Origin of the sequence: Pseudomonas fluorescens (assembly GCF_902497775.2) — a bacterium.
Lineage (GTDB): Bacteria > Pseudomonadota > Gammaproteobacteria > Pseudomonadales > Pseudomonadaceae > Aquipseudomonas > Aquipseudomonas putida_F.
In genome coordinates, this window is the sequence record NZ_OZ024668.1 from 4,192,890 (window position 1) to 4,216,098 (window position 23,209).

Genomic DNA, 23,209 nt, shown 5'->3' on the forward strand with positions numbered 1-23,209 from the left:
TTTCATCTGCCGATCAATCGATCAAAGCGGCTTGCCGCGATTACCGTGCTGGCTGACGAAGGCCTGAACGGCTTTCAGGTCATTGGCCAGTACCGTGCACTTCTCTTCGCGAGCGAACAGGTCACTCAGGTGCTCAGGCAGCTCCAGGGCCTTGCCGACACCGGCTTTCTCCACCGCTTCCGGGAACTTGACCGGGTGCGCAGTACCCAGCACCACCATTGGCGTATCCAGGCTACGGCGGCACTCGCGGGCGGCCTTGACGCCGATCGCGGTGTGCGGGTCGAGCACTTCGCCGGTCTGGGCGAAGACTTCGGCGATGGTTTCGCAGGTTTGCGCATCATCGACTGCCAGCGAATCGAACAGCTTGCGCGCTTCGGTCCAGCGATCCTGGTCGACGCTGAAGCCGCCGCCCTGCTTGAAGTTGTCCATCAGCCCGGCGATGGCCGCGCCGTTGCGACCGTGCAGGTCGAACAGCAGGCGTTCGAAGTTCGACGAAACCATGATATCCATGGACGGCGACAGGGTCGCGTGCAGGGTTTCCTTGACGTACTGGTTGCCGCTCATGAAGCGGTGCAGGATGTCGTTGCGGTTGGTGGCGACGATCAGTTGGCTGATCGGCAGGCCCATGTTGCGCGCCAGGTAGCCGGCAAAGATGTCGCCGAAGTTGCCGGTCGGTACCGAGAACGCCACCGAACGAGCCGGGCCGCCCAACTGCAGGGCCGCGTGGAAGTAGTAGACAATCTGGGCCATGATCCGCGCCCAGTTGATCGAGTTCACCGCCACCAGGCGAGTGCCCTTGAGGAAGCCCTGGTCAGCGAAGCTGGCCTTGACCATTTCCTGGCAGTCGTCGAAGTTGCCTTCGATGGCGATGTTGTGGATGTTCTCGCCGAAGATGGTGGTCATCTGCCGGCGCTGAACTTCCGACACGCGCTGGTGCGGATGGAGGATGAAGATGTCGACGTTGTCGCAACGGCGGCAGCCTTCGATGGCTGCGGAACCGGTGTCACCGCTGGTGGCGCCGATGATCACCACGCGCTCGCCACGCTTGGCCAGCACATGGTCCAGCAGGCGGCCGAGCAGTTGCAGGGCGAAGTCCTTGAACGCCAGGGTCGGGCCGTGGAACAGCTCCAGCACCCATTCGTTGCTGTTCAGCTGACGCAGCGGTGCGACCGCGGCGTGGGCGAACTCGCCGTAGGTTTCTTCGAGAATCTTCTTGAAGTCGGCATCGGCGATGCTGCCGGTAACGAACGGGCGCATCACCCGGAAGGCCAGCTCGTGGTACGGCAGGCCGGCCCAGGAAGCGATCTCTTCCTGAGTGAAACGCGGCAGGTTTTCCGGCACGTACAAGCCGCCGTCGCTGGCAAGACCTGCCAGCAGCACGTCTTCAAAATTCAGGGCCGGTGCCTGGCCGCGGGTACTGATGTAGCGCATTTTTGCAAACCTTCGGTTTGAGCTTCAAGCTTCTAGCTTCAAGCTGCAAGTCACCGTCCCGCTGTGATCTTGCAGCTTATAGCTTGCCGCTTGCCGCAGTTGTCAGTTGAGTTGTTCGACGCGGATACGCACGACGTTGCCGACCACATCCTGCAAGGCTTCCAGGGCAGTGATGGCGTCGTTCATGCGCTGCTCGATCACTCGGTGAGTGAGCAGGATCATTGGCACCAGGCCGTCCTGTTCCTCGACTTCCTTCTGCATGATCGATTCGATATTGATACCGCGCTCGGAAAGGATGCTCGCCACCTGGGCCAGCACGCCCGGATGATCCTTGGCCTGGATGCGCAGGTAGTAGGCGCTTTCGCAGGCTTCAATCGGCAGGATCGGGTGGGCCGACAGCGAGTCCGGCTGGAAGGCCAGGTGCGGTACGCGGTTTTCCGGGTCGCAGGTCATGGCGCGAACCACGTCGACCAGGTCGGCAATCACCGATGAAGCGGTAGGCTCCATGCCGGCACCAGCACCGTAGAACAGGGTGGAGCCGGCAGCATCACCGTTGACCATCACCGCGTTCATCACGCCGTTGACGTTGGCGATCAGGCGGTCGGCCGGGATCAGCGTCGGGTGCACGCGCAGCTCGATGCCGTTGGCCGTGCTGCGGGCCACGCCCAGGTGCTTGATGCGGTAGCCCAGCGCTTCGGCGTAATTCACGTCAGCGGTGGTCAGCTGGGTGATGCCTTCGGTGTAGGCCTTGTCGAACTGCAGCGGAATACCAAAGGCGATGGACGCCAGGATGGTCAGCTTGTGCGCGGCATCGATGCCTTCGACGTCGAAGGTCGGATCGGCTTCGGCGTAACCCAAGGCCTGGGCTTCGGCCAGCACGTCGGGGAACGCACGGCCTTTTTCACGCATTTCGGTGAGGATGAAGTTGCCGGTGCCGTTGATGATCCCCGCCACCCAGTTGATCCGGTTGGCCGACAGGCCTTCGCGGATCGCCTTGATCACCGGGATACCGCCGGCTACGGCAGCTTCAAAGGCGACGATGACACCCTTCTCGCGGGCCTTGGCGAAGATCTCGTTGCCGTGCACGGCAATCAGCGCCTTGTTGGCGGTGACCACGTGCTTGCCGTTGTCGATGGCCTTGAGCACCAGCTCGCGAGCGATGGTATAGCCGCCGATCAGCTCGATGACAATGTCGATTTCCGGGTTCGTTGCGACCTCGAACACATCAGCGGTAATGGGGGTACCGGTAATCTGGCAATTCGGGTTTGGCGAACGCATGGCAATCTGTGCCACTTCAATACCACGCCCGGCACGGCGGGCGATCTCCTCGGCGTTACGCTGAAGTACATTGAAGGTACCGCCACCGACGGTCCCCAACCCACAGATGCCTACTTTGACCGGTTTCACTGTGAACTCCCCATGAAACGACCGGCTGGCAGCCGATCGTGAAACTGCCGTCACCCCAAGGCAACGGCTTGCGATTGAATTACTTGGCCAGGGCCAGCTTGGCCACTTGCGGCGCCGGCTGGTAGCCCGGGATCACCTGGCCGTTTTCCAGGACGATGGCCGGCGTACCGTTGACGCCGATCGACTGGCCCAGGGCAAACTGCTTGCCGACCGGGTTGGCGCACTTGGCGGCCTTGATTTCCTTGCCGTCGATCATCTTGTCCAGCGCCGCCTTGCGGTCGCTCGAGCACCACACCGCCTGCAACTGCTCGTCACCCGGCGAACCCAGGCCCTGACGCGGGAAGGCGACGTAGCGCACTTCGATACCGCGACGGTTGAGCTCAGGCACTTCGGCGTGCAGCTTGTGGCAGTACGGGCAGGTGGTGTCGGTAAACACGGTGATATGCGACTTGGTCTCGCCCTTGGCAGGATAAACCACCATCTGCGCCGCTGGAATGGCATTGATGGTCTTGGCGATGGCCTGCCGTTCGGTCTTTTCGGTCAGGTTGACCGGCTTGCCGTCCTGGATCTGGAACAGGTAGCCCTGCATCACGAACTGGCCGTCACCACTGGCATACAGCACACGGCCGCCTTCGAGCTTGACTTCATACAGGCCGTTGAGCGGGCTGCTGGCAACGCTGTCGACCGGCACGCCCAGTTCCAGGGACTGCAGGGTCTTGCGGATGGCCTGCTCGGCGTTATCGGTGGCAGCGGCAAAAGTACTGACCAGCGCCAGGGCGGCGGCGGCGAAAATCTGGGTCACGCGCATGGGAACTCCTGAAGGCGGACAGGGGCCGGATGCAGCACGCCCGTACTGAAAACGGGGTGTCATTGTGGCCCTCGGTGCAAACCGCCCAAGCCTACCACAGAAGCGGCGGCGGTCGGAGGCGTGCTCGATCGCGAGAACAAGGCTGCGTGTGTCAGGGGGCGGCGTTTACCGACGAATTTTGTCGAGATGGCCCAAGGCATAGTTGCACGTGCCTTGGGGGCCGGGGTGTCGTTTCTTTAGTTGGGTAAGAAAAGACAACAAGGTCAAATCACCTCAACTGTCGCAATTAACTTTGACCCCTCATGCACAACCAATGAATACCCTTTCTTCAGGAGATAAAATGGCGCGTCTTTCGTGAGAAACCAAGCTTTACCAAAACCGACTCTGTTGCCGCAAACCTCGGCATTACCCTCTACTTGCAACACCAGGCTCCAGTTCGCCTCTACACCCTGACGCCCCTTTAAGCAACTCGGTCATAACATAGCAGAGTGTCTCGTGAGGGAGGACGCGTTTTCCGCCGAACTGATCCCCGACCCAATCAATTTTGACTTCGACGCTCTTTTCCATTCTATCGATCTCAACAAGCTCTCCTGCGAGCCCCTTATGGGTTAACACCACTAGTGCGGAAGGCTCCATTGATCGACATTTACCGACGAATCTTGTTCAGGTGTCCCAATGCGTAGTCGCAAGTACCTTTGGCGCCAGGCTCTATCGCCTGCAACCGGGTGAAAAATTTGCGTGCGTGCTCGCTCATGACCCTGACAAATTCATCTTTATCGACTGCAACAGAAACCTCACTATGGCAGGTGACGCTCACCTGCAGTCGACCGTTGCTGGGGGTCAGCTTGACTTCGATGGGCTGGTCAGGAAAAAAACAGCTAAACGATTTGCCTTCACTGACCTGTAGCAATCCTTCTGACAAATAGCTCCACAGGTCGTCGACGTAATCAAACATGCTTTTGTCAATAAGCGGTGTGCCATCAATCGTAAGAACCAGCGCCCCTTCGATAGACGCCTGACCATTGAATCCTCCTTGATATTCGAAGAAGTCGGCAAACCGTTCACCCGTCTTCACATAGGTTTCAATAATAATTCTATTCTTCATTTTGGATATAATTGCCCTACTCTGCCGTTGTTAAGCCCGACCACGTACTCTACGCCCCCGGAAGTACCACTGATCTGATACTTACCAACAGTACCCTTACCGACCAATACACCTCTATTCTGCCTCATGACATCGCGAACAACATTCGAAACATCTTTGATCGATAGTTTCGGAGACAGGAAACTTTGACGCGCCTTGACTGAGCCATCCCAGTATTTAGGATGATGACGCTCAAGAATATGCTTCATGCCACTCTTGTCAAGTTTGAATGTATTACCACCGAAACGGAAACGCCTACCGCTGAATGCCTTAAGATCATTAATGACTTTTGACGGATTCGCGGACTTCCTCGGTGTGCCGCAACTGGTCAAACCGAGCGGGTCAAGCCAGGTAAAAGGATTAAGCGCGTAATAGTATAGATTCAGCCCGCCCTCAAGCCCTACCGGATCCGGCTGCGTGAACCGCCCGATATCCGGGTCATAAAACCGGAACGTGTTGTAGTGCAGGCCCGTCTCACGGTCCAGGTACTGGCCTTGGAACCTCAGGTTCTGCTCTTCGATGAAATGCGCCTCACGCACTTCCTGCAGAGTATTGCCCCAGACCTGATACCGCGCCTGCCAGACCGCTTCGCCACTGTCATCCGTCAGCTGTTCGGGCAGGCCATTGAGATCGTTATGGTAGTAGCGCACCTGCTGGTGCAGCCCCGTACCGTCAACCCGAGCCAAGGGTTCGTGGCTGTCTTCGACATACAGGTACAGGCTGGTCTGGCTGTAGCGATGCTCCTGCAGCAAGCGCAGGCCATCCCAGGCGAAGCGGGTTTGGTCGAGCAGGTTGCCCTGATCGTCGTGTTCGCTCTTTTCGACGCGCCGCCCAAGTGGGTCGTAGCGCATGTTCAGCACTCGCTGACGACCGCCGTGCTGGCTGCGCACCTGGATCAGGCGGTGTTCGGCGTCGTAGCTGAAGTGCTGGATGCCGCGCCGGCTGCTGCGCTTTTCGATCAGGCGGCCGAAGCCGTCGTAGCGATAGCGTTTGTCCTGGTAGGTGAGCAAGCGGTTATGGCGTACCAGGCCGATGCCGGCCTGGGGGCCGTCGAGCAGGTTGGCAGCAGCGTCGTAGGCGAAGGTTTCGCTCTGGCCCTGGCCAGCGTCCTGGCTGGCCATGATCCGGCCACTGGCATCGTAGTGCAGCAGTTGCTGGTGCTGGCTGCCGGGCTGCTGGGTGAAGCGGCTGATCAGGTTGTCTGCCGGGTCGAAATCGAAGCGCTGCTGTACCTGAGCCGGTAGTTGTGGCGGTTGGTGGCTTGGGCGGCGCAGGCGCGAGCGCAAACGGCCGCTACGGTCGTACTCGCTGCGCGTACTGATTCGGCCCTGGCTGCGCAGCACTTCGCGGTGCAGGCGGTCGCGCTCGAAATCGCTGATCACTTTGCCATCGAGATTGAGCTGATGCAGGTGACCACTGCCGTAATACAGGCGGTTGAGCCAGCGGCCATCGGGCAGTTGGGTCTGGGTCAGGTTGCCGAGTTCATCGTAGTGATGCTGCAGCGCACCGCTGGCACTGTGCTCCTCCAGCAGTTGGCCGAGAGCATCGTAAGCGAAGGCCAGTTGCTCGCTGTTGCCTGCCTTGTCGGTGAAGCTGATTGCCGTCAGTTGATCGAGGGAATCGTAGCTGTACAGGGTTTCGCCATCGTCGGTGTGCTTTTTGATCAAGCGCCCCACGGCATCCCGGTGCAATTGATGGATGATCGCTTGAGCATCGTCTTGGGGGGCGGGGAGGTACTCCAGGCAACTGAGGTTATCCAGTCGGTCGTAGTGATAGCGGCTGGCGCTGCCGTCCAGATCCTGCTGTTCAGTCAGGCGATCAGCCAGGTCCCAGCTGAACCGGTAGCTTTCGCCATTTTCGTTGCTTAGCGCCTGCAGGCGACCATAGGCGTCGTAACTGAACTGCACCCGCCGACCGTGCGGATCGATACGTTGCTGCACCTGGCCACGCCGGTTATAGCGGTACTGGGTGGTGTGCCCGGCGTGGTCGGTATAGCTGCTGAGCTGGCCGTTGCGATCGAGCTGATAGTGCTCGCTGCGTCCATCGGGCAATTGCGAGCCGAGCAATCGGCCCTGGGCATCGTACTGGTATCCGGTGCGCTCGCCGAGGGCATCGGTGACAGTCTGCAGATGCCCGCGCCGGTCATAGCTGAAGCGGGTCGGATACCCTGAGCAGTCGACCTGCTCAAGCAGCTGACCCACGTCGCTCCAGCGCAAGTGTTTGTGCTTGCCCGCCGCATCGATGATCTCCACCACCTGGCCGCGTTCGTCATAGCGGTAGCGGGTGGTGTGGCCCAGCGGATCGGTTTCGCTGCTGCAGTTGCCGCGTTGATCGTAACGGTAGCTCCAGCGATTGCCGGCCTTGTCGGTCTGTACCCGGGGCAGCGACCAGTGTTCCAGCCACAGGGTCGACTCGCTGCGGCCCAGCGGGTCGATGCTTTCGCAGAGGTTGCCGGACTCATCGTACAGATACTGCCATTGTCCGCCTTGCGGATCGGTGGCGCCCAGCAGCTGGCGCTCGTCGTTCCACTCAAAGCGCCAGGTCAGGCCCATGGCGTCGGTGTATTCGGTGATCTGGTACTGCGGGTTCCAGTGGCGACTGCTGACCCGCTGCAGGCCGTCGGTGACCCGGGTAATACCGGCGTCGATGTCGTAGTCGAAACGGTACTCGTCGCCGTCGTCGGTCCAGTGCCGGGCGACGCGCCAGTCGTCGGCCGCATGAATCCATTCGTAGAAGCAGCGCAGGCCGCTGGGCAACTGGTGCTCGACCATGCGCCGACCGTGGTCGTAGGCAAAGCGTCGCTGCAACTGGCCGCTCGCGTCGCGGACTTCGGCAAGATCGCCGTTGCTGTCGTAGGCATAGCTGACCAGCAGCTCGCTCGAGGCGTCGCTGTACAGGCGCTCGATATGGCTGACCCGCGCCGGCCATTGGCTGCTGTAAACCAGCTGGACCTGAACCTCATCGAAGGTGTCGCGCAGCCTGAGCAAGCGGCCGCCGGCGTCGTAGTCGAGGTAGACGCGGTTGTCGTTACGATCACCCAGTTGCGCCAGGCGCAGGCGCTGCGGGTTGCCCGGGGTTGGCTGGAACAGGCGATAGAGGCCGGTGCTGCTTTCGATCAGCAGCTCGTCGTTGAGGGCACGGCGCACGCTCAGGCCCTCGCCGGCGCTGAACACCGCATCGCCGCGGGGAATGTTGCCCATGTCGACGACCCGCGCCTGTTCGTCGGTGAATAGCAAGCGTTCGCCGCCTTCAGGGTCTGCCTCGATGGCGACGAAGACTTCGTAGTCGACGCTCCAGCCCGCACCGAACAGACCGTCACGGCGTTCATCGCGGCTGTTGTAATAGCGTTGCCAGTCCAGTGGGATCAGCGCTGGCAGGCTGAAGTCGAGTTCCTCTTCGCCACTGAGGATCTTCGCCCCGGTGGGTACATGCACCGGGTTGAGCGAGCCGGCGATGGCACTGGTGATCGCTCCGCTGACCTGGCTGGTGACCGCGCTGGCGATGCCTCCAATCGCCATGCAACCGAACTTGCTGTAGAACTTGCCGCCGCGCCCGCGCAGCAGCATCAAGGCGGTAATCGCCAGGCCGATGCCCGGGGTCTTGCCACTGCGAATCTCGCGGACCACGATCGATCCGCCGCCAATGCGCACGTTGCTTGAGATCAGCCCGGCGTCGACGATCACCGCTTCGCAGGTGCTGCGATCGCCGCTGCGACAAGCCGGATGGCCGTTGATGGTGACCTTGCTCGAGCCTTCGGCCAGGTACTGCGGCGGCATCGGCGGATGCTTGCTGCAGAGGATCTTGTCGTCGTCGGCAGGCTCGGTGTTCGGCGCGGGGCTGGCGACCGTGGGCCGCCACATCTGCGAGAAAAAGCCCTTGGCCATGTCGAGGAAGCTTTCTTCTTCCTCTTCGGCCGGCGGCTGAGCGGCGTCACTGCCAGCGGGCGCCGCGGCGGCAACGATCACGCCTGCGGCACGGGCAGCCGGTTTGCCGTTGGTGTGGGTGTTCTTCGAGCCGGTGAGAATGTTGGCCTGTACCGACGGCGGGAACAGAAAGTTGCCGATGCCCTCGCATAAACGGCTCAAGCCCTTGTCGGCCCCGGTCTTGCTCATGGCCACGCCGACGACGATGCCCACCACCGCACCGAGCACGAAGCAGCCCAGGCCGCCGGTGACCACGGTCAGGCCCAGCGCCGCGGTCACCGCTGCAGTGGCCAGGACGCCGATGGCGACGTTGGCGGCCACTTCCAGCACGCCGCTGACGATGTCGGCCATCATCGAGGTGTGCATCAGGGCATCGCCCTGGCGGGCGGCCCACAAGGCGTCAGACATTACTGGCCTGCAACGGCGCGGCTACAGGGTACTTGAACCGAGTCATGCTTGATTTCCATATCGAGCGTTTGAGGTGTCGAAATTTGCTGGATGAGCGCCCGAGCGTCAACCCCGGGGGTGATGCAAAGCATGTAGCTCCTGCAGCCGCGCCCGGGCCACATGGGTGTAGATCTGGGTGGTCGACAGGTCGCTATGGCCCAGCAGCATCTGCACCACCCGCAGGTCGGCGCCGTGGTTGAGCAGGTGGGTGGCAAAGGCGTGGCGTAAGGTGTGCGGCGACAGGCTCTTGTCGATACCGGCCACCAGCGCCTGGTGCTTGATGCGGTGCCAGAAAGTCTGGCGGGTCATCTGCTCGCCGCGCAGGCTGGGGAACAGCACATCACTGGGGCGCCCGCCGAGCAACTCGTTGCGGCCGTCACGCAGGAAGCGCTCGATCCACACCACTGCCTCTTCGCCCATGGGCACCAGGCGCTCCTTGCTGCCCTTGCCCATCACCCGCAACACCCCCTGGCGCAGGTTGACCTGGTCGAGGGTCAGGCTGACCAGTTCGGTGACGCGCAAGCCGCAGGCGTACAGCACTTCAAGCATGGCGCGGTCGCGCTGGCCGATCGGCTCGCTCAGGTCCGGCGCCTGCAACAAGGCCTCGACGTCGGCTTCCGACAGGGATTTGGGCAATGGCCGCCCCAGTTGCGGCATTTCCACCTGCAGGGTCGGGTCGACGCCAATCAGTTTTTCCCGCAGCAAGTAGCGATAAAAGCCTCGCACCCCGGAGAGAAAGCGCGCCGTCGAACGCGGCTTGTAGCCCTGCGCCAGGCGCCACGCCAGGTGATCGAGGATCAGTTCGCGCCCGGCGTTGGGCAGCTCGACGCCCTGCTCCGTGAGCCAGCCGTTGAACAGCGCCAGGTCGCTGCGGTAGGAATCGCGGGTGTTGTCGGCCAGGCCCTTTTCCAGCCACAGGGCGTCAAGGAACTGATCGATAAGCGGATGTTCAATAGCGGGCATGACAACTCTGCGGCAGGCGACGAAAACGACGAATTGCCGCTAGTCTTCCACAACACTGCCGGCATAGGGAGCCCGAATGAACGAACAACAGATATTGCTGGCATTTGGCGGGATAGGTCTGGCAGCGCTGTGCTGCCAATGGCTGGCCTGGCGCCTGAAACTTCCCGCGATCCTTTTCCTGCTGCTCAGCGGTATTCTCGCCGGCCCTGTGCTCGGCTGGCTCGACCCACAAGCACTGTTCGGCCCCTTGCTGATGCCGCTGGTGTCACTGGCGGTGGCGCTGATCCTGTTCGAAGGCAGCCTGACCCTGCACCTGTCGCAGTGGCAGGACATCGGCAGCGTGGTGCAGCGCATGGTCACCCTCGGCGCGCTGTCGACCTGGCTGGTGATCACCCTGGCCACCCACTGGTTGCTGGGTTTCGACTGGTTGCTGGCGACATTGTTCGGCACCCTGACCCTGGTGACCGGGCCGACGGTGATCGTACCGATGCTGCGGGTAGTGCGGCCGAAAGCGACGATCGCCAACATCCTGCGCTGGGAAGGTATCGTCATCGATCCGATCGGCGCATTGCTGGCGGTGGTGGTCTACAGCTTCATCATCGCCAGCGCCGCCGGCGATGGCCTGAGCCATAGCCTGGTGACCTTTGCCGGGGTGATTGTCTGCGGCAGCGGTTTTGGTGTGGCCGGTGGCTGGTTGCTCGGGCAAGTGATGCGTCACCAATGGCTACCGGAGTATTTGCACAATCTGGCTTCGCTGGCGGCGGTGCTGGGGATCTTCATTGCCGCCAACCAGGTGATGCATGAGTCCGGGCTGCTGGCGGTCACCCTCATGGGCATGTGGCTGGCCAACATGAAGGGCGTGGATGTCCGGCAGATCCTGCACTTCAAGGAGAACCTCAGCGTGCTGCTGATCTCCGGGCTGTTCATCCTCCTGGCCGCGCGGCTGGACCTCAACGCCTTGATCGGCCTGGGCCCGGCAGTGCTGGCCCTGCTGCTGATCATTCAGTTCGTGGCCCGGCCGCTTAACGTCGCGCTGTCGACCTTCGGCTCGCAACTGAACTGGCGCGAACGCGCCCTGCTGGCCTGGATCGCCCCACGCGGAATCGTTGCGGCAGCGGTGTCGGCGATTTTTGCCATCCGCCTGGACGAGGCCGGGCATGAAGGCGCGCTGTTGCTGGTACCGCTGACCTTCGCCGTGATCATCGGCACCGTGGTGCTGCAGAGCGCTACGTCACGGCCCTTGGCACGCCTGCTCAAGGTTGCGGAGCCGGCGCCCAGCGGCTTTCTGATCGTCGGCGCCAACCCGCCAGCCCGCGCCGTGGCCAAGGCCTTGCAGCAACTCGATTGTCGGGTGCTGCTGGCCGACTCCAGCTGGGAGAACATCCGCGCAGCGCGCATGGAGGGGTTGCCGACCTACTTTGGCCACCCGGCCTCGCAACATGCCGACGCCCATCTGGACCTGGTCGGGCTGGGGCACCTGCTGGGGCTGTCGCCGGCAGGTGAACTCAACACCCTGGCCTGCACGCGCTTTCGCCATGATTTTGGCCCCCAGCGGCTGTTTGTCCTGGCCAGTGGCCTGGAGGCCAAGCGCAGCGACAAGCACCGGGCCAGCGACGAGCACCGTGGGCAGACGCTAGGGAGCCAGCCGTTGACCTATGGACAGTTGGCCGGTTTGCTGAACAACGGCGCCGAGCTGTACAGCACCAACCTCACTGAAGGCTTCGGCTGGGCGGATTACCAAGCGCTGCATGGTGACCGGGCGAACCTGCTGTTTGCCCGCGACGGCAGCGGCTGGGTGCACGTGTTCGGGCCGGACAGCGTGCTCAAGCCGGGGCCTGGGTGGACGCTGGTGGCGCTGATTCAGCCGCAGTAGGAGCGGGCTTGCCCCCCGATGAGGCCGGTGAAGTCTGCCCATTATCGCGGGGCAAGCCCGCTCCTACAGGATGGTCAGAACCCTGGCAACACCGGCACCGGACGCTTGTCTTCGTCAATGGCGACAAAGCTGAACAGGCCATGAATTGCCTTCTCACGACTGTCGCAGCTCATGCTTTCGACAAACACCTCGACCTCGACCTTGAGGCTGGTATTGCCCACTGTGGCCACCCGCCCGACCAGCTCGACGATGGAACCGGCGGCAATCGGGTGCTTGAAGTCGATGCGGTCGGTCGACACGGTCACCAGCGGCAAGCGACAGAAGCGCGTGGCAGCAATGAACGAGACTTCGTCCATCCAGGCCAGCGCAGTGCCGCCGAACAGGGTGTTGTGATGGTTGGTGGTGGACGGGAATACCGCCTTTGTCACGCGGGTCACCGACAGTTCGGTGCGGCGTTCGATTTCCTGCTCTCTGGGGCTCATGGGCTTCACATAGGACGACAAATTTCAGACAACAAAAAAGCAGCCCGAAGGCTGCTTTTTTCGCATGGTGGCCGTAGCCACCGGTCAAGCTGTCCTCAGGACAGTTTTTCCTTGATGCGAGCGGCTTTACCGGACAGGTCGCGCAGGTAGTACAGCTTGGCTTTACGCACGTCACCACGACGTTTCACGGCCAGGCTGTCGATTTGCGGGCTGTAGGTCTGGAAAGTACGCTCTACGCCAACACCGTTGGAGATCTTGCGAACAGTGAAAGCACTGTTCACACCACGGTTACGCTTGGCGATAACAACGCCTTCGAAAGCCTGCAGACGCGAACGATCGCCTTCCTTCACTTTCACCTGAACGACAATGGTGTCGCCCGGGGCAAAGGTCGGGATCTCTTTGGTCATCTGCTCTGCTTCGAGTGCAAGAATGATTTTGTTAGTCATGCTGTGCTCCTAAGGTAAATCAACTGGATTTACCATCGATACGTTAACTATCGTCCCGCTCACGGAGGTATTCCGCCAGCAGCTTCTTCTCTTCTCCAGAAAGTGAGCGACTTTCCAGAAGATCGACGCGTCGTTCATAGGTCCGCCCAAGGGACTGCTGTAAACGCCATCGCCGGATGTGTGCATGGTTGCCACTAAGCAACACGTCGGGAACACGCTGATCCGCATACACCTCAGGTCGGGTGTAGTGCGGGCAATCAAGCAGACCATCGGTAAAGGAGTCTTCCTCCGCCGAGTCCGCATGCCCTAAAGCTCCAGGCAGCAGTCGTGTAACCGCATCGATCAGGACCATCGCCGGCAGCTCGCCGCCAGACAGGACATAGTCTCCAATCGACCACTCTTCATCGACATGAGCTTCAATAAAGCGCTCGTCGATGCCTTCATATCGACCGGCTATCAGAATCAACGATTCGTGCTTCGCCAGGTCTTTGACCGCCGACTGAGTCAGCTTGCGGCCTTGTGGGCTCAGGTAAATCACCTTTGCCGCCTCTCCGGTTGCCTGCCTGGCATTCACCAGGGCGTCTTCCAGAGGCTTGATCTTCATCACCATGCCCGGACCACCGCCAAACGGCCGATCATCTACCGTATGGTGACGATCTGTGGTGTAGTCCCGCGGGTTCCAGCAGGTCAGTTGCAACAACCCCTGTTTCACCGCGCGGCTGGTAATGCCGTACTCACTGATGGCCGAGAACATCTCGGGGAACAGCGTGATGACGTCTACGCGCAGGCTGGCCATTGCTTAGAAGTCCGCGTCCCATTCGACCCTCATTTCGCCTGCAACCAGGTCAATCTTCAACACGCATTGCTCGGTATAGGGCAACAGGCGTTCTCGATCATCCAGGCTGCCCGCGCAGGGCTTGACCACCATTACATCGTTCGCGCCGGTCTCCAACAGGTGATCAATCTTGCCGAACAGCTGTTCGTCCTGATTGATGACTTTCAGACCTACCAACTGGTACCAGTAGTACTCGTCGGCAGACAGGTTGGGCAAAAGGCTACGCGAGATACAAATCTCATAACCGCTCAGAAGACGGGCTTCATCACGATCATCGAGGCCTTTGAGCTTGGCGACCAGGTCCTTTTGAGTGGAACGGCCACTGACCAGCTCGACCTGTTTTACCTTCCCTTCGTGCCGAAGCGTCCAGTTAGGGTAATCCAACAGGTTTTCAATCGGATCGGTAAAGGAATAGACCTTCACCTCGCCGCGAACGCCGTGAACCGAAAAAATCTTGCCGACGACGATCAAGTCATCCGCTTTTTCTGGCGTCGCGCTCATACTATTCAGGCAGCAGCCTTAGCAGCATCTTTCAGCAGTTTTGCAACGCGCTCGGATGGCTGTGCGCCAACGCTCAGCCAGTGAGCAACGCGATCTTCTTTAACAGACAGGCGAACTTCCTGGCCACGAGCGATAGGGTTGAAGAAACCAACCTGCTCGATGTGCGAACCGGTAACCGGGTTACGCGAGTCGGTCACGGTCAGGGTGTAGAATGGGCGCTTTTTAGAGCCACCACGGGCAAGACGGATGGTTAGCATTGAACATCGTTCCTGTAGTCGGTGCTGCAAATCATAATGCACAGCGGGCACACGGGTGCCCGAAAGGCCGCATATTCTCAAGGAATACACGGACTTTTGCAAATGCCTTTTTACGCCAGGTAAAAAGGCCAGCCTGCAGATCTGCGGATTGTGCAGCCTTTATATAAAGGCTGCGTCGTTCCCGCCGGGGCGGGGTTCCGATCGTCGGCGCGTTTCCGGGCCGCCGATCCGAATGGGGTTACAGCTTGGGCATGCCGCCGCCGGGCATCATGCCACCCAGGCCGCGCATCATCTTGGCCATGCCGCCTTTGGCAGAAAACTTCTTCATCATCTTCTGCATCTGCTTGTGTTGCTTGATCAGACGGCCGATGTCCTGCACCTGGGTGCCGGAGCCGAGGGCGATACGGCGTTTGCGCGAACCGCTGATCAGCTCAGGGTCACGGCGCTCGGCCGGGGTCATCGAGTTGATGATCGCTTCCATCTGCTTGAACTGCTTCTCGGCGGCGCCCTGGGCGCTGCCCATCTGGGCCAGGTTGACGCCACCGATGCTCGGCAGCTTGTCCATCAGGCCGCCCAGGCCACCCATGTTCTTCATTTGTTGCAGCTGGTCGCGGAAGTCTTCGAGGTCGAAGCCCTTGCCCTTTTTCAGCTTCTTGGCCAGTTTGTCGGCCTTGTCCTTGTCGAGGGTCTGTTCGGCCTGCTCGATCAGGCTGAGCACGTCGCCCATGCCAAGGATGCGCGAAGCGATACGGTCGGGGTGGAACGGCTCGAGCGCATCGCTCTTCTCGCCCATACCGATGAACTTGATCGGCTTGCCGGTAATGGCCCGCACCGACAGCGCGGCACCGCCACGGGCATCACCGTCGACCTTGGTGAGGATCACACCGGTCAGCGGCAGTGCATCGCCGAACGCCTTGGCCGTATTGGCGGCGTCCTGGCCGGTCATGGCGTCGACCACGAACAGCGTCTCGATCGGCTTGACCGCAGCGTGCAGGTCCTTGATCTCGGTCATCATCTCGGCGTCGATGTGCAGACGGCCGGCGGTGTCGACGATGACCACGTCGATGAACTTGAGCTTGGCTTCGCGAATTGCCGCTTCAGCGATGGCCACTGGCTTCTGGCTGATATCGGACGGGAAGAAGGTCACGCCGATGTCGCCCGCCAGGGTCTCCAGCTGCTTGATCGCCGCCGGACGGTAGACGTCGGCCGACACCACCATCACGGTCTTCTTCTTGCGCTCTTTAAGGAAGCGCGCCAGCTTGCCGGCGGTGGTGGTCTTGCCCGCACCCTGCAGACCGGCCATCAGTACGACCGCAGGCGGCGCGGCGTTGAGCGCCAGGTCTTCGTTGGCGGCGCCCATCAGGCCTTCGAGCTCGGCCTGGACGATCTTCACGAACGCCTGGCCCGGGGTCAGGCTGCGCGACACCTCGGTGCCGACCGCACGTTCCTTGACCTTGTTGACGAAATCCTTGACCACCGGCAGGGCGACGTCAGCCTCGAGCAACGCCATGCGCACTTCACGCAGGGTGTCTTTGATGTTGTCTTCGGTCAGCTTGGCCTTGCCGGTGACATGGCGCAGCGTCTGTGACAGACGGTCGGTCAGGTTTTCAAACATGGTGATCCTTTCGGGCTCTGTAGAACCGAGGTTTATCAGCTGCCTCTGGCGTATTCGGCCGGCCTTGGGCAGGGGCAGGCCGGCGATTATAACGAAGACTTGGCCCAGCGCACACCATGCCGTCGGCTGGCAGTCTTCCTAGGCGGGCGCGATCTATGCCAAACTCAGTCCCTTTCGGGCTTGCCTAACAGGACTTATGCTCCCCTTGTCACCCAGCTTGCTACCCAATCTCATCGCCGCCTGCCTGTATGCCGCCGCGACCTTTTATCAAGGCTCACGCCTGGCCCAGGGCACCAAGGCCGACAAACGCCTGCTCGGCCTGCTTGGCGCGCTGGCGGTCATTGCCCAGGGCACCGCGCTGTTCTGGCAACTGCTCACGCCCCTGGGCCTGAGCCTGGACTTCTTCAGCGCCGCCAGCCTGATCGCCACCGCGGTGATCGCCCTGACCCTGCTGGCCTGCCTGCGCATCCCGGTGGAGAACCTGCTGCTGTTGCTGTTCCCGCTGGGCATGGCCACGGCGCTGATCGCCCAGTTCGCGCCGTCCGGCACGGTACCGCTGATCAACGAAGAACCGGGCATCCTCGCGCACATCCTGCTGTCGATCCTGGCCTACGGCATGTTCACCATCGCTGTGGTCCAGTCCTTGCTGCTGCTGTTGCAGGATCACCAGCTCAAGCACAAGCACCCGTCCGGACTGATCAAGAACTTCCCGCCGCTGCAAACCATGGAAAGCCTGCTGTTCGGCTTCCTCTGGGCTGGCTGGGGCCTGCTCTCGCTGTCGCTGATCTCCGGCTGGCTGTTCCTCGACAACCTGTTCGCCCAGCACCTGGTGCACAAGACCCTGCTGGCCTGCCTGGCCTGGATCGTCTTCAGCGTGCTGCTGTGGGGCCGCACCCGCCTGGGTTGGCGCGGGCACAAGGCGATCCGCTGGACCCTGGCCGGCTTCTGCCTGCTGATGCTGGCCTATTTCGGCAGCAAGCTGGTACGCGAATTCATCCTGCACATCTGACGGGCACAGGTAAATGGACGCTCTGCCGTTAGGACCGCTACTCGGCGTATTGGCACTGGCACTGCTCTGGTCGGCGCTGTTCACTGCGGTGGACGCCGCCCAGCAGCAGCTCAACGGTGGCCGGCGCAACCCGCAGACCGGCGAACACCCGGAACTTGCCGTTAGCCCACAAGCCCTGGTGCTGTGTTCGACCCTGGGCAAGCTGCTGGTGCTGGCCCTGGCCTGCCTGATGGGCCAGCGCTACAGCGGCGAGCACGGCTTCTGGCTGGCCGGCCTGGGCGCCGCAGCGCTGCTGCTGGTGATCGCCGAATACCTGCCGCGACAACTGGCACGGCGTAATCCGCAGGCCTTCATCGGCCTGGGCAACAGCCTGCTGAAAGTGCCACTCAAGCTGTTGCAGCCGGTAGCCTGGCTGCTTGATGGCTGCGCACGGGTGCTGCTGCGCCCGTTCCGCGTGCAAAGCCATGCGGTGGCCGTGCACGACAACGACGATGCCGACAGCTACGCCGCCGACGAGCCGGATGCCGACCAGCGCCTGAACCTGCCGGAAAGCTTGCTGGCGCTAGACAAGATCACCGTCAACGACATCCTGGTGCCACGCAACGATGTCGACGGCATCAACCTCGATGAGCCGATCGAGGCGATCATCGAGCAGTTGATCATTAGCCGCCACACTCGCCTGCCGGTCTATCACAGCGACATCAACCAGGTTGAAGCGATCCTCAACACCAAGCTGATCAGCCACCTGCTGCCCAAGGCCGAGCTGACCCGCGAAACGCTGCAGGCGGCCTGCTACGAGCCCTATTTCGTGCCGGAAAGCACCCCGTTGCAGCTGCAACTGCTCAATTTCCACAAGCAGCAGCGGCGCCTGGGGGTGGTGGTCGACGAGTACGGTGAAGTGCTTGGCATCGTCACCCTGGAAGACATCCTCGAAGAAATCGTCGGCGAGTTCGAAGACGAACACAGCCTCGACAATCCGCACATCCACCCGCAGGCGGACGGACGTTTCGTCATCGAAGGCAACGTGTCGATCCGCGAGCTCAACCGCACCCTCGGCTGGCACCTGCCCAGCGACGGGCCGAAAACCCTCAATGGCCTGGTCACCGAAGCCCTGGAAAGCATCCCGGCAAGCGCGGTCTGCCTGAAAATCGGCCGTTATCGCCTGGAAATTCTCGAAACCGAGGACAATTGTGCCAGCCGCATACTGGTCTGGACGCTCAAGCGCTAGCTATACTGGCATCACGCTTACCCAGCCCCAGCCGTCTCGCCCGCTACCCGCACCGGCGTCACACGGCCAGTCAGCCTGACTGAACATTGCGCGAATTGTGGTACTGGTTCACACCCCGAGCCTTGCCAGCGCCCGCCCCCATCCCCAAAGGGCGTATGTTTCGTCACGCGAGCACAATAATTCGCTTCGGCGCACGCCCTTGCCTGCCTGTTCATAGCAGGTCGGCGGCTACGCCCATGGAGCACTCGACTGTCAGGGATAATCGCATGACGACCAGCAGCACCTACTCCGAAACCACCCAGGCCAGCCCCGGAAACTCGCCAGCGCGGGTCGCCACGGCCAGCTTCATCGGCACCGCCATCGAGTTCTACGATTTCTATGTGTACGCCACCGCAGCGGCGCTGGTGATCGGCCCGGTGTTCTTTCCACAGACCTCGGGCACCGCGCAGATGCTCTCGGCCTTTCTGACCTTCGGTATCGCCTTCCTGGCCCGGCCTCTGGGTTCGGCGCTGTTCGGCCACTTTGGCGACCGTATCGGCCGTAAATCGACCCTGGTCGCCTCCTTGTTGCTGATGGGCGTGTGTACCACCCTGATCGGCGTACTCCCGGGTTACGACAGCATTGGCGCCTGGGCGCCGATCCTGCTCTGTGTGCTGCGCTTCGGCCAGGGCCTGGGGTTGGGCGGTGAATGGGGCGGCGCGGCGCTGCTGGCCACCGAGAACGCGCCCAAGGGCAAGCGCGCCTGGTTCGGCATGTTCCCGCAACTGGGCCCTTCGATCGGCTTTCTGGCGGCCAATGGCCTGTTCCTGACCCTGGCCATGCTGCTGACCGACGAGCAGTTTCGCAGCTGGGGCTGGCGCATTCCGTTCCTGCTCAGCGCCGCGCTGGTCATGGTCGGCCTGTATGTGCGCCTGAAGCTTGAAGAAACCCCAGTCTTCGCCAAGGCCGTGGCCAGCCACCAGCGGGTGAAAATGCCGGTGGTCGAACTGTTCGCCCAATACTGGGCGCCGACCCTGCTGGGTGCTGGGGCGATGGTGGTGTGCTATGCGCTGTTCTACATCTCGACGGTGTTCTCGCTCAGCTATGGCGTCTCGACCCTGGGTTACAGCCGCGAGACCTTCCTCGGCCTGCTGTGCTTTGCGGTACTGTTCATGGCCCTGGCCACGCCACTGTCGGCCTGGCTCAGCGACCGTTACGGGCGCAAGCCGGTACTGATCGTCGGCGGCGTGCTGGCGATTGCCTCGGGCTTTACCATGGAGCCGCTGCTGACCTCGGGATCGACCACAGGCGTAGCGCTGTTCCTGGCTATCGAGCTGTTCCTGATGGGCGTGACCTTTGCGCCGATGGGCGCATTGCTGCCTGAGCTGTTTCCAACTCACGTGCGATACACCGGGGCGTCGGCAGCTTATAACCTGGGCGGAATTGTCGGGGCCTCGGCGGCACCGTTCTTTGCCCAGAAGCTGGTAGCGATGGGCGGTTTGAGCTGGGTCGGCGGGTATGTGTCGGCGGCGGCTGTGCTGAGCCTGATTGCGGTGTTGTGCCTGAAAGAGACCCGACACACGGAGCTGTAAGACCATCGCGGTGCAAGCCCGCTCCTACCGGTGTAGGAACGGGCTTGCACCGCGATTGCTTAGAACTCTACCTTGACCGCCTGCGAAGCACGGGTCGCCTTGGCCCGAGCGGCTTCGATCGACTCGTCGCGGGCCAGGCACACGCCCATGCGCCGCTGGCCATTGACCTCAGGCTTGCCGAACAGGCGAATCGCGGTATCCGGCTCGCTCAAGGCGGCGCCCAGGTTGGCGAACGCGGTCTGCTGCGACTGGCCTTCAACCAGGATCACCGCCGAGGCCGACGGGCCAAACTGGCGGATCAGCGGGATCGGCAAGCCCAGAATCGCACGCGCATGCAGGGCAAACTGCGACAGGTCCTGGGAAATCAGGGTCACCAGCCCGGTGTCATGCGGGCGCGGCGAGACTTCGCTGAACCACACCTGGTCGCCTTTGACGAACAGCTCGACACCGAACAGGCCACGGCCACCCAGCGCCTCGGTCACTGCCTTGGCGACCCGCTCGGACTCGGCCAGGGCCACCGGGCTCATGGCCTGCGGCTGCCAGGATTCCTGGTAATCGCCCTTCTCCTGACGGTGGCCGACCGGCGCGCAGAAGGTAGTACCGCCGACATGACGAACGGTCAGCAGGGTGATTTCGTAGTCGAAATCGATAAAGCCTTCGATGATCACCCGGCCCTTGCCGGCACGCCCGCCTTCCTGGGCGTAGTCCCAAGCCTTGCGTACGTCGTCAACACTGCGCAGCAGGCTCTGGCCCTTGCCCGACGAACTCATCACCGGCTTGACCACGCAGGGGAAGCCCAGGTCGTCAACGGCCTTGGAGTACTCCTCGAAGGTGTCGGCGAAATGATAGGGCGAGGTCGGCAGGTCCAGCTCTTCGGCAGCCAGGCGACGGATGCCTTCGCGGTTCATGGTCAACTGCGCGGCGCGGGCGGTCGGCACCACGGTGAAGCCTTCGTTTTCCAGCTCGACCAGGGTCGCGGTGGCGATGGCTTCGATTTCCGGGACGATGTAATGCGGCTGCTCGGCCTCGATCACTGCCCGCAGGGCGGCGCCGTCGAGCATGTTGATCACGTGGCTGCGATGGGCCACCTGCATGGCCGGGGCATTGGCGTAACGGTCCACGGCAATCACTTCAACGCCCAGGCGTTGCAGCTCGATCACCACTTCCTTGCCCAGCTCGCCGCAGCCACAGAGCAGTACGCGGGTCGCGGTCGGCGACAATGGGGTTCCGATACGGGTCATTTCAGGTCCTCAGAGGGAAGAACATCCTGGGCCGCCCCGTACTCGGTGCAACCCGGTGAAAAGGAGCGCCATTTTACATGAACCGCAGCCGTCGGCCTCAGCCGGTGACGACACGCTTGCGTGCGCGCCAGGCCATGGCCAGCCAGACCACGGTGACGCCGGCGAATTTCGAGGCCATGGCGGTACCGACCACCGCTGGCGTCAAGGCGCCGATCATGCCGAAGAAGATAAAGGTGTCGATCGGGATGCTCAGCGCCGAGCTCAGCCACAGCCGATCATGCAACGGCCGCTTGGTGAGGGTGAACACCAGCCAGTCAATCAGCTCGGACACGGCGAAGGCGGTGGCACTGGCCAGGGCGATGGCCGGCTCCGAGGTGATATAGGACAGCACCAGCGCCGCCAGCATGGCGACCAGCGCGCCGTGGCCGAAGCGGGTCTGGACCATGTCACGCAAGATGAACACCAGGCCGCCCCAGGCGGACCAGATGACGTCCAGGTGCGGAGCACTGGAGAAGGCGTAGTTGATCAGCACTACGCTGCTGATATAGGCAATCAGAAAGAACATGGGATCGACCGCTGGGCAAGCGCTACAGGGTACTGCAGCGACTGCCGGCGGCCAAGAGGAGGATCATGCGCCGACGCTGAAGATCAGCCCGGCGGCGACTGCGCGCTCATGGCACAGCCTGAGCACCTGCCGGCGCTCGGCGTTGTCCATCCGCCCCCAGCGGGTGATTTCAGCGGCAGTGCGCTGGCAGCCGGTGCAGATGTCAGCGTCGTCCAGCGCGCAGATCTGCACGCAGGGCGAGCCCACCGGTCGTTCAGGCGTACTCATCAATCCTCCTGCGGGGCCAGGTCGCGGGCATATCGCTCGGCGTTGTGCACGTAGTGGGCGGCGCTGGCTTCGAGCATTTTCTTCTGCGCATCGGTCAGTTCGCGTACCACTTTACCCGGCGAGCCCATGACCAGCGAGCCGTCAGGGATCTCCTTGCCTTCGGGGATCAACGCATTGGCGCCGATGATGCAGTACTTGCCGATCCGCGCACCATTGAGGATGACCGCATTGATGCCGACCAGACTGTAGTCGTCGACCGTGCAGCCGTGCAGCATGGCGTTGTGACCGACGGTCACGCCCTTGCCCAGGGTCAGCGGCGAGCCCATGTCGGTGTGCATCACCGTGCCGTCCTGAACGTTGCTGTTCTCGCCGATGTCGATCAGCTCGTTATCACCGCGCAACACAGCGCCGAACCAGACGTTGGCACCGGCCTGCAGGCGCACCTTGCCGATCAACGTGGCAGTCGGCGCAACCCAACTGCGCGGATGGGTTTCGACCCGCAGGTCGCCCAGACGGTATTTCATGCGTGGATCCTCACGGTGCGGCATGGCTGGCGGGTGATCCCGCTCAAATGGGGGTAAAGCGTTCAGGCGGCTGGTGCAGGCTGATGTTGGCATCGTAAAGCAAGTTGACCAGTTCGACGATCATGATCGCCGACAGGCCCCAGATCTTGTACTCGCCATAGCGGTAACTGGGCACGTACCAACTGCGGCCCTGGTAATCGATACGATGGGTATGGTCGCGCGGGTCCTGGCGGAAGAACTCCAGCGGCACGGTAAACACCGCGGCGATCTCGGCATCGTTGGCCTGGTACTCGACAAAATCCGGGATCAGGCCGACGAAAGGCGTTACTTTCAGCCCATGCAGGGAAATCAGCGGGCTCAGTGGGCCGATGATTTCCACCAGGCCCGGCGGCAGGCCGATTTCTTCTTCGGCTTCACGCAGGGCGGTAAAGATCAGGTCGGGGTCTTCCGGGTCGCGCCGACCACCGGGAAAGGCTACCTCGCCGCCGTGGGTCGACAAGCCCTTGGCGCGCAGGGTCAACACCAGTTCCGGCTCTTCGCTGCGGGTGATGGGCAATAACACGGCGGCCTCGGGAAAACGTCGGTCCGTCTCCAGGGTACTCGGCGTATGACTGCTCACGCGGCGAAGTAGCTCGTCCAGCATTGCTCTCTCTCGATTCCAAAGCCTGTCTT

General features: G+C 62.0%; 21 protein-coding genes. 4 read left to right on the plus strand and 17 right to left on the minus strand.

The window, feature by feature from the left end; translation table 11 throughout:
• Positions 1–21 precede the first annotated feature (21 nt).
• From thrC to xerD, 6 genes are all read right to left on the minus strand, one after another.
• Positions 22–1,431 carry a threonine synthase gene (gene thrC / locus F8N82_RS19300; protein WP_038996811.1) on the minus strand — a complete coding sequence of 470 codons (1,410 nt, stop codon included), beginning with the start codon at positions 1,429–1,431 and terminating at the stop codon, positions 22–24.
• Between the two features lie 102 nt (positions 1,432–1,533).
• The gene (locus tag F8N82_RS19305; RefSeq protein ID WP_038996812.1) at positions 1,534–2,838 is read right to left on the minus strand and encodes a homoserine dehydrogenase; all 1,305 of its coding nucleotides are present in this window, start codon (positions 2,836–2,838) and stop codon (positions 1,534–1,536) included.
• Positions 2,839–2,917: 79 nt separating this feature from the next.
• Positions 2,918–3,646 carry a bifunctional protein-disulfide isomerase/oxidoreductase DsbC gene (gene dsbC / locus F8N82_RS19310; RefSeq protein WP_038996813.1) on the minus strand — a complete coding sequence of 243 codons (729 nt, stop codon included), beginning with the start codon at positions 3,644–3,646 and terminating at the stop codon, positions 2,918–2,920.
• 646 nt (positions 3,647–4,292) lie between these two features.
• A complete protein-coding gene (locus tag F8N82_RS19315; RefSeq protein WP_052251574.1) occupies positions 4,293–4,751 on the minus strand; it encodes a hypothetical protein in 459 nt (152 codons plus the stop codon).
• Complete coding sequence (locus tag F8N82_RS19320) at positions 4,748–9,121, minus strand: RHS repeat-associated core domain-containing protein (RefSeq protein ID WP_338918827.1); 4,374 nt, start codon at positions 9,119–9,121, stop codon at positions 4,748–4,750. Before F8N82_RS19320 ends, F8N82_RS19315 begins: the two co-directional genes overlap by 4 nt.
• A 105-nt stretch (positions 9,122–9,226) precedes the next feature.
• Positions 9,227–10,123, minus strand: a complete 897-nt coding sequence (xerD, locus tag F8N82_RS19325; protein ID WP_038996819.1) for a site-specific tyrosine recombinase XerD — start codon at positions 10,121–10,123, stop codon at positions 9,227–9,229.
• 76 nt (positions 10,124–10,199) lie between these two features.
• Between xerD and F8N82_RS19330 the strand changes: the two genes are divergently transcribed.
• Entirely contained in the window at positions 10,200–11,996 is a 1,797-nt protein-coding gene (locus F8N82_RS19330; RefSeq protein WP_038996820.1) for a cation:proton antiporter, read from the plus strand.
• Between the two features lie 74 nt (positions 11,997–12,070).
• Here F8N82_RS19330 and F8N82_RS19335 read toward each other — a convergent pair whose 3' ends face one another.
• The 6 genes from F8N82_RS19335 to ffh form a co-directional block, all read right to left on the minus strand.
• A complete protein-coding gene (locus F8N82_RS19335; RefSeq protein WP_010220243.1) occupies positions 12,071–12,478 on the minus strand; it encodes an acyl-CoA thioesterase in 408 nt (135 codons plus the stop codon).
• Between the two features lie 95 nt (positions 12,479–12,573).
• Positions 12,574–12,924, minus strand: a complete 351-nt coding sequence (gene rplS, locus F8N82_RS19340; protein WP_038996821.1) for a 50S ribosomal protein L19 — start codon at positions 12,922–12,924, stop codon at positions 12,574–12,576.
• A gap of 43 nt (positions 12,925–12,967) precedes the next feature.
• Positions 12,968–13,720, minus strand: a complete 753-nt coding sequence (gene trmD, locus F8N82_RS19345; protein WP_038996822.1) for a tRNA (guanosine(37)-N1)-methyltransferase TrmD — start codon at positions 13,718–13,720, stop codon at positions 12,968–12,970.
• A 3-nt stretch (positions 13,721–13,723) separates the two neighbouring features.
• Complete coding sequence (gene rimM / locus F8N82_RS19350) at positions 13,724–14,260, minus strand: ribosome maturation factor RimM (RefSeq protein WP_038996823.1); 537 nt, start codon at positions 14,258–14,260, stop codon at positions 13,724–13,726.
• Positions 14,261–14,265: 5 nt separating this feature from the next.
• Complete coding sequence (gene rpsP / locus F8N82_RS19355; RefSeq protein WP_038996824.1) at positions 14,266–14,517, minus strand: 30S ribosomal protein S16; 252 nt, start codon at positions 14,515–14,517, stop codon at positions 14,266–14,268.
• Between the two features lie 238 nt (positions 14,518–14,755).
• A complete protein-coding gene (ffh, locus tag F8N82_RS19360) occupies positions 14,756–16,132 on the minus strand; it encodes a signal recognition particle protein (RefSeq protein WP_038996825.1) in 1,377 nt (458 codons plus the stop codon).
• A 196-nt stretch (positions 16,133–16,328) separates the two neighbouring features.
• Between ffh and F8N82_RS19365 the strand changes: the two genes are divergently transcribed.
• The 3 genes from F8N82_RS19365 to F8N82_RS19375 all read left to right on the plus strand — a co-directional run bounded on the left by F8N82_RS19365 (position 16,329) and on the right by F8N82_RS19375 (position 19,940).
• Positions 16,329–17,141 (plus strand): cytochrome C assembly family protein, encoded by an 813-nt coding sequence (locus tag F8N82_RS19365; protein ID WP_038996826.1) that lies wholly within the window; start codon positions 16,329–16,331, stop codon positions 17,139–17,141.
• Between the two features lie 13 nt (positions 17,142–17,154).
• Positions 17,155–18,369 carry a transporter associated domain-containing protein gene (locus F8N82_RS19370; protein ID WP_038996827.1) on the plus strand — a complete coding sequence of 405 codons (1,215 nt, stop codon included), beginning with the start codon at positions 17,155–17,157 and terminating at the stop codon, positions 18,367–18,369.
• Positions 18,370–18,635: 266 nt separating this feature from the next.
• Entirely contained in the window at positions 18,636–19,940 is a 1,305-nt protein-coding gene (locus tag F8N82_RS19375) for an MFS transporter (RefSeq protein WP_038996828.1), read from the plus strand.
• 59 nt (positions 19,941–19,999) lie between these two features.
• Here F8N82_RS19375 and purT read toward each other — a convergent pair whose 3' ends face one another.
• The 5 genes from purT to F8N82_RS19400 all read right to left on the minus strand — a co-directional run bounded on the left by purT (position 20,000) and on the right by F8N82_RS19400 (position 23,180).
• The gene (gene purT, locus F8N82_RS19380; RefSeq protein ID WP_038996829.1) at positions 20,000–21,181 is read right to left on the minus strand and encodes a formate-dependent phosphoribosylglycinamide formyltransferase; all 1,182 of its coding nucleotides are present in this window, start codon (positions 21,179–21,181) and stop codon (positions 20,000–20,002) included.
• A 97-nt stretch (positions 21,182–21,278) separates the two neighbouring features.
• Positions 21,279–21,746 (minus strand): VUT family protein, encoded by a 468-nt coding sequence (locus tag F8N82_RS19385; protein WP_038996830.1) that lies wholly within the window; start codon positions 21,744–21,746, stop codon positions 21,279–21,281.
• A 63-nt stretch (positions 21,747–21,809) separates the two neighbouring features.
• The gene (locus tag F8N82_RS19390; protein ID WP_038996831.1) at positions 21,810–22,013 is read right to left on the minus strand and encodes a DUF1289 domain-containing protein; all 204 of its coding nucleotides are present in this window, start codon (positions 22,011–22,013) and stop codon (positions 21,810–21,812) included.
• The gene (locus F8N82_RS19395; RefSeq protein WP_038996832.1) at positions 22,013–22,537 is read right to left on the minus strand and encodes a gamma carbonic anhydrase family protein; all 525 of its coding nucleotides are present in this window, start codon (positions 22,535–22,537) and stop codon (positions 22,013–22,015) included. The genes F8N82_RS19390 and F8N82_RS19395 overlap by 1 nt, the downstream gene beginning before the upstream one ends.
• Before the next feature lie 43 nt (positions 22,538–22,580).
• Complete coding sequence (locus F8N82_RS19400) at positions 22,581–23,180, minus strand: CoA pyrophosphatase (protein WP_010220257.1); 600 nt, start codon at positions 23,178–23,180, stop codon at positions 22,581–22,583.
• Between the last annotated feature and the right edge of the window lie 29 nt (positions 23,181–23,209).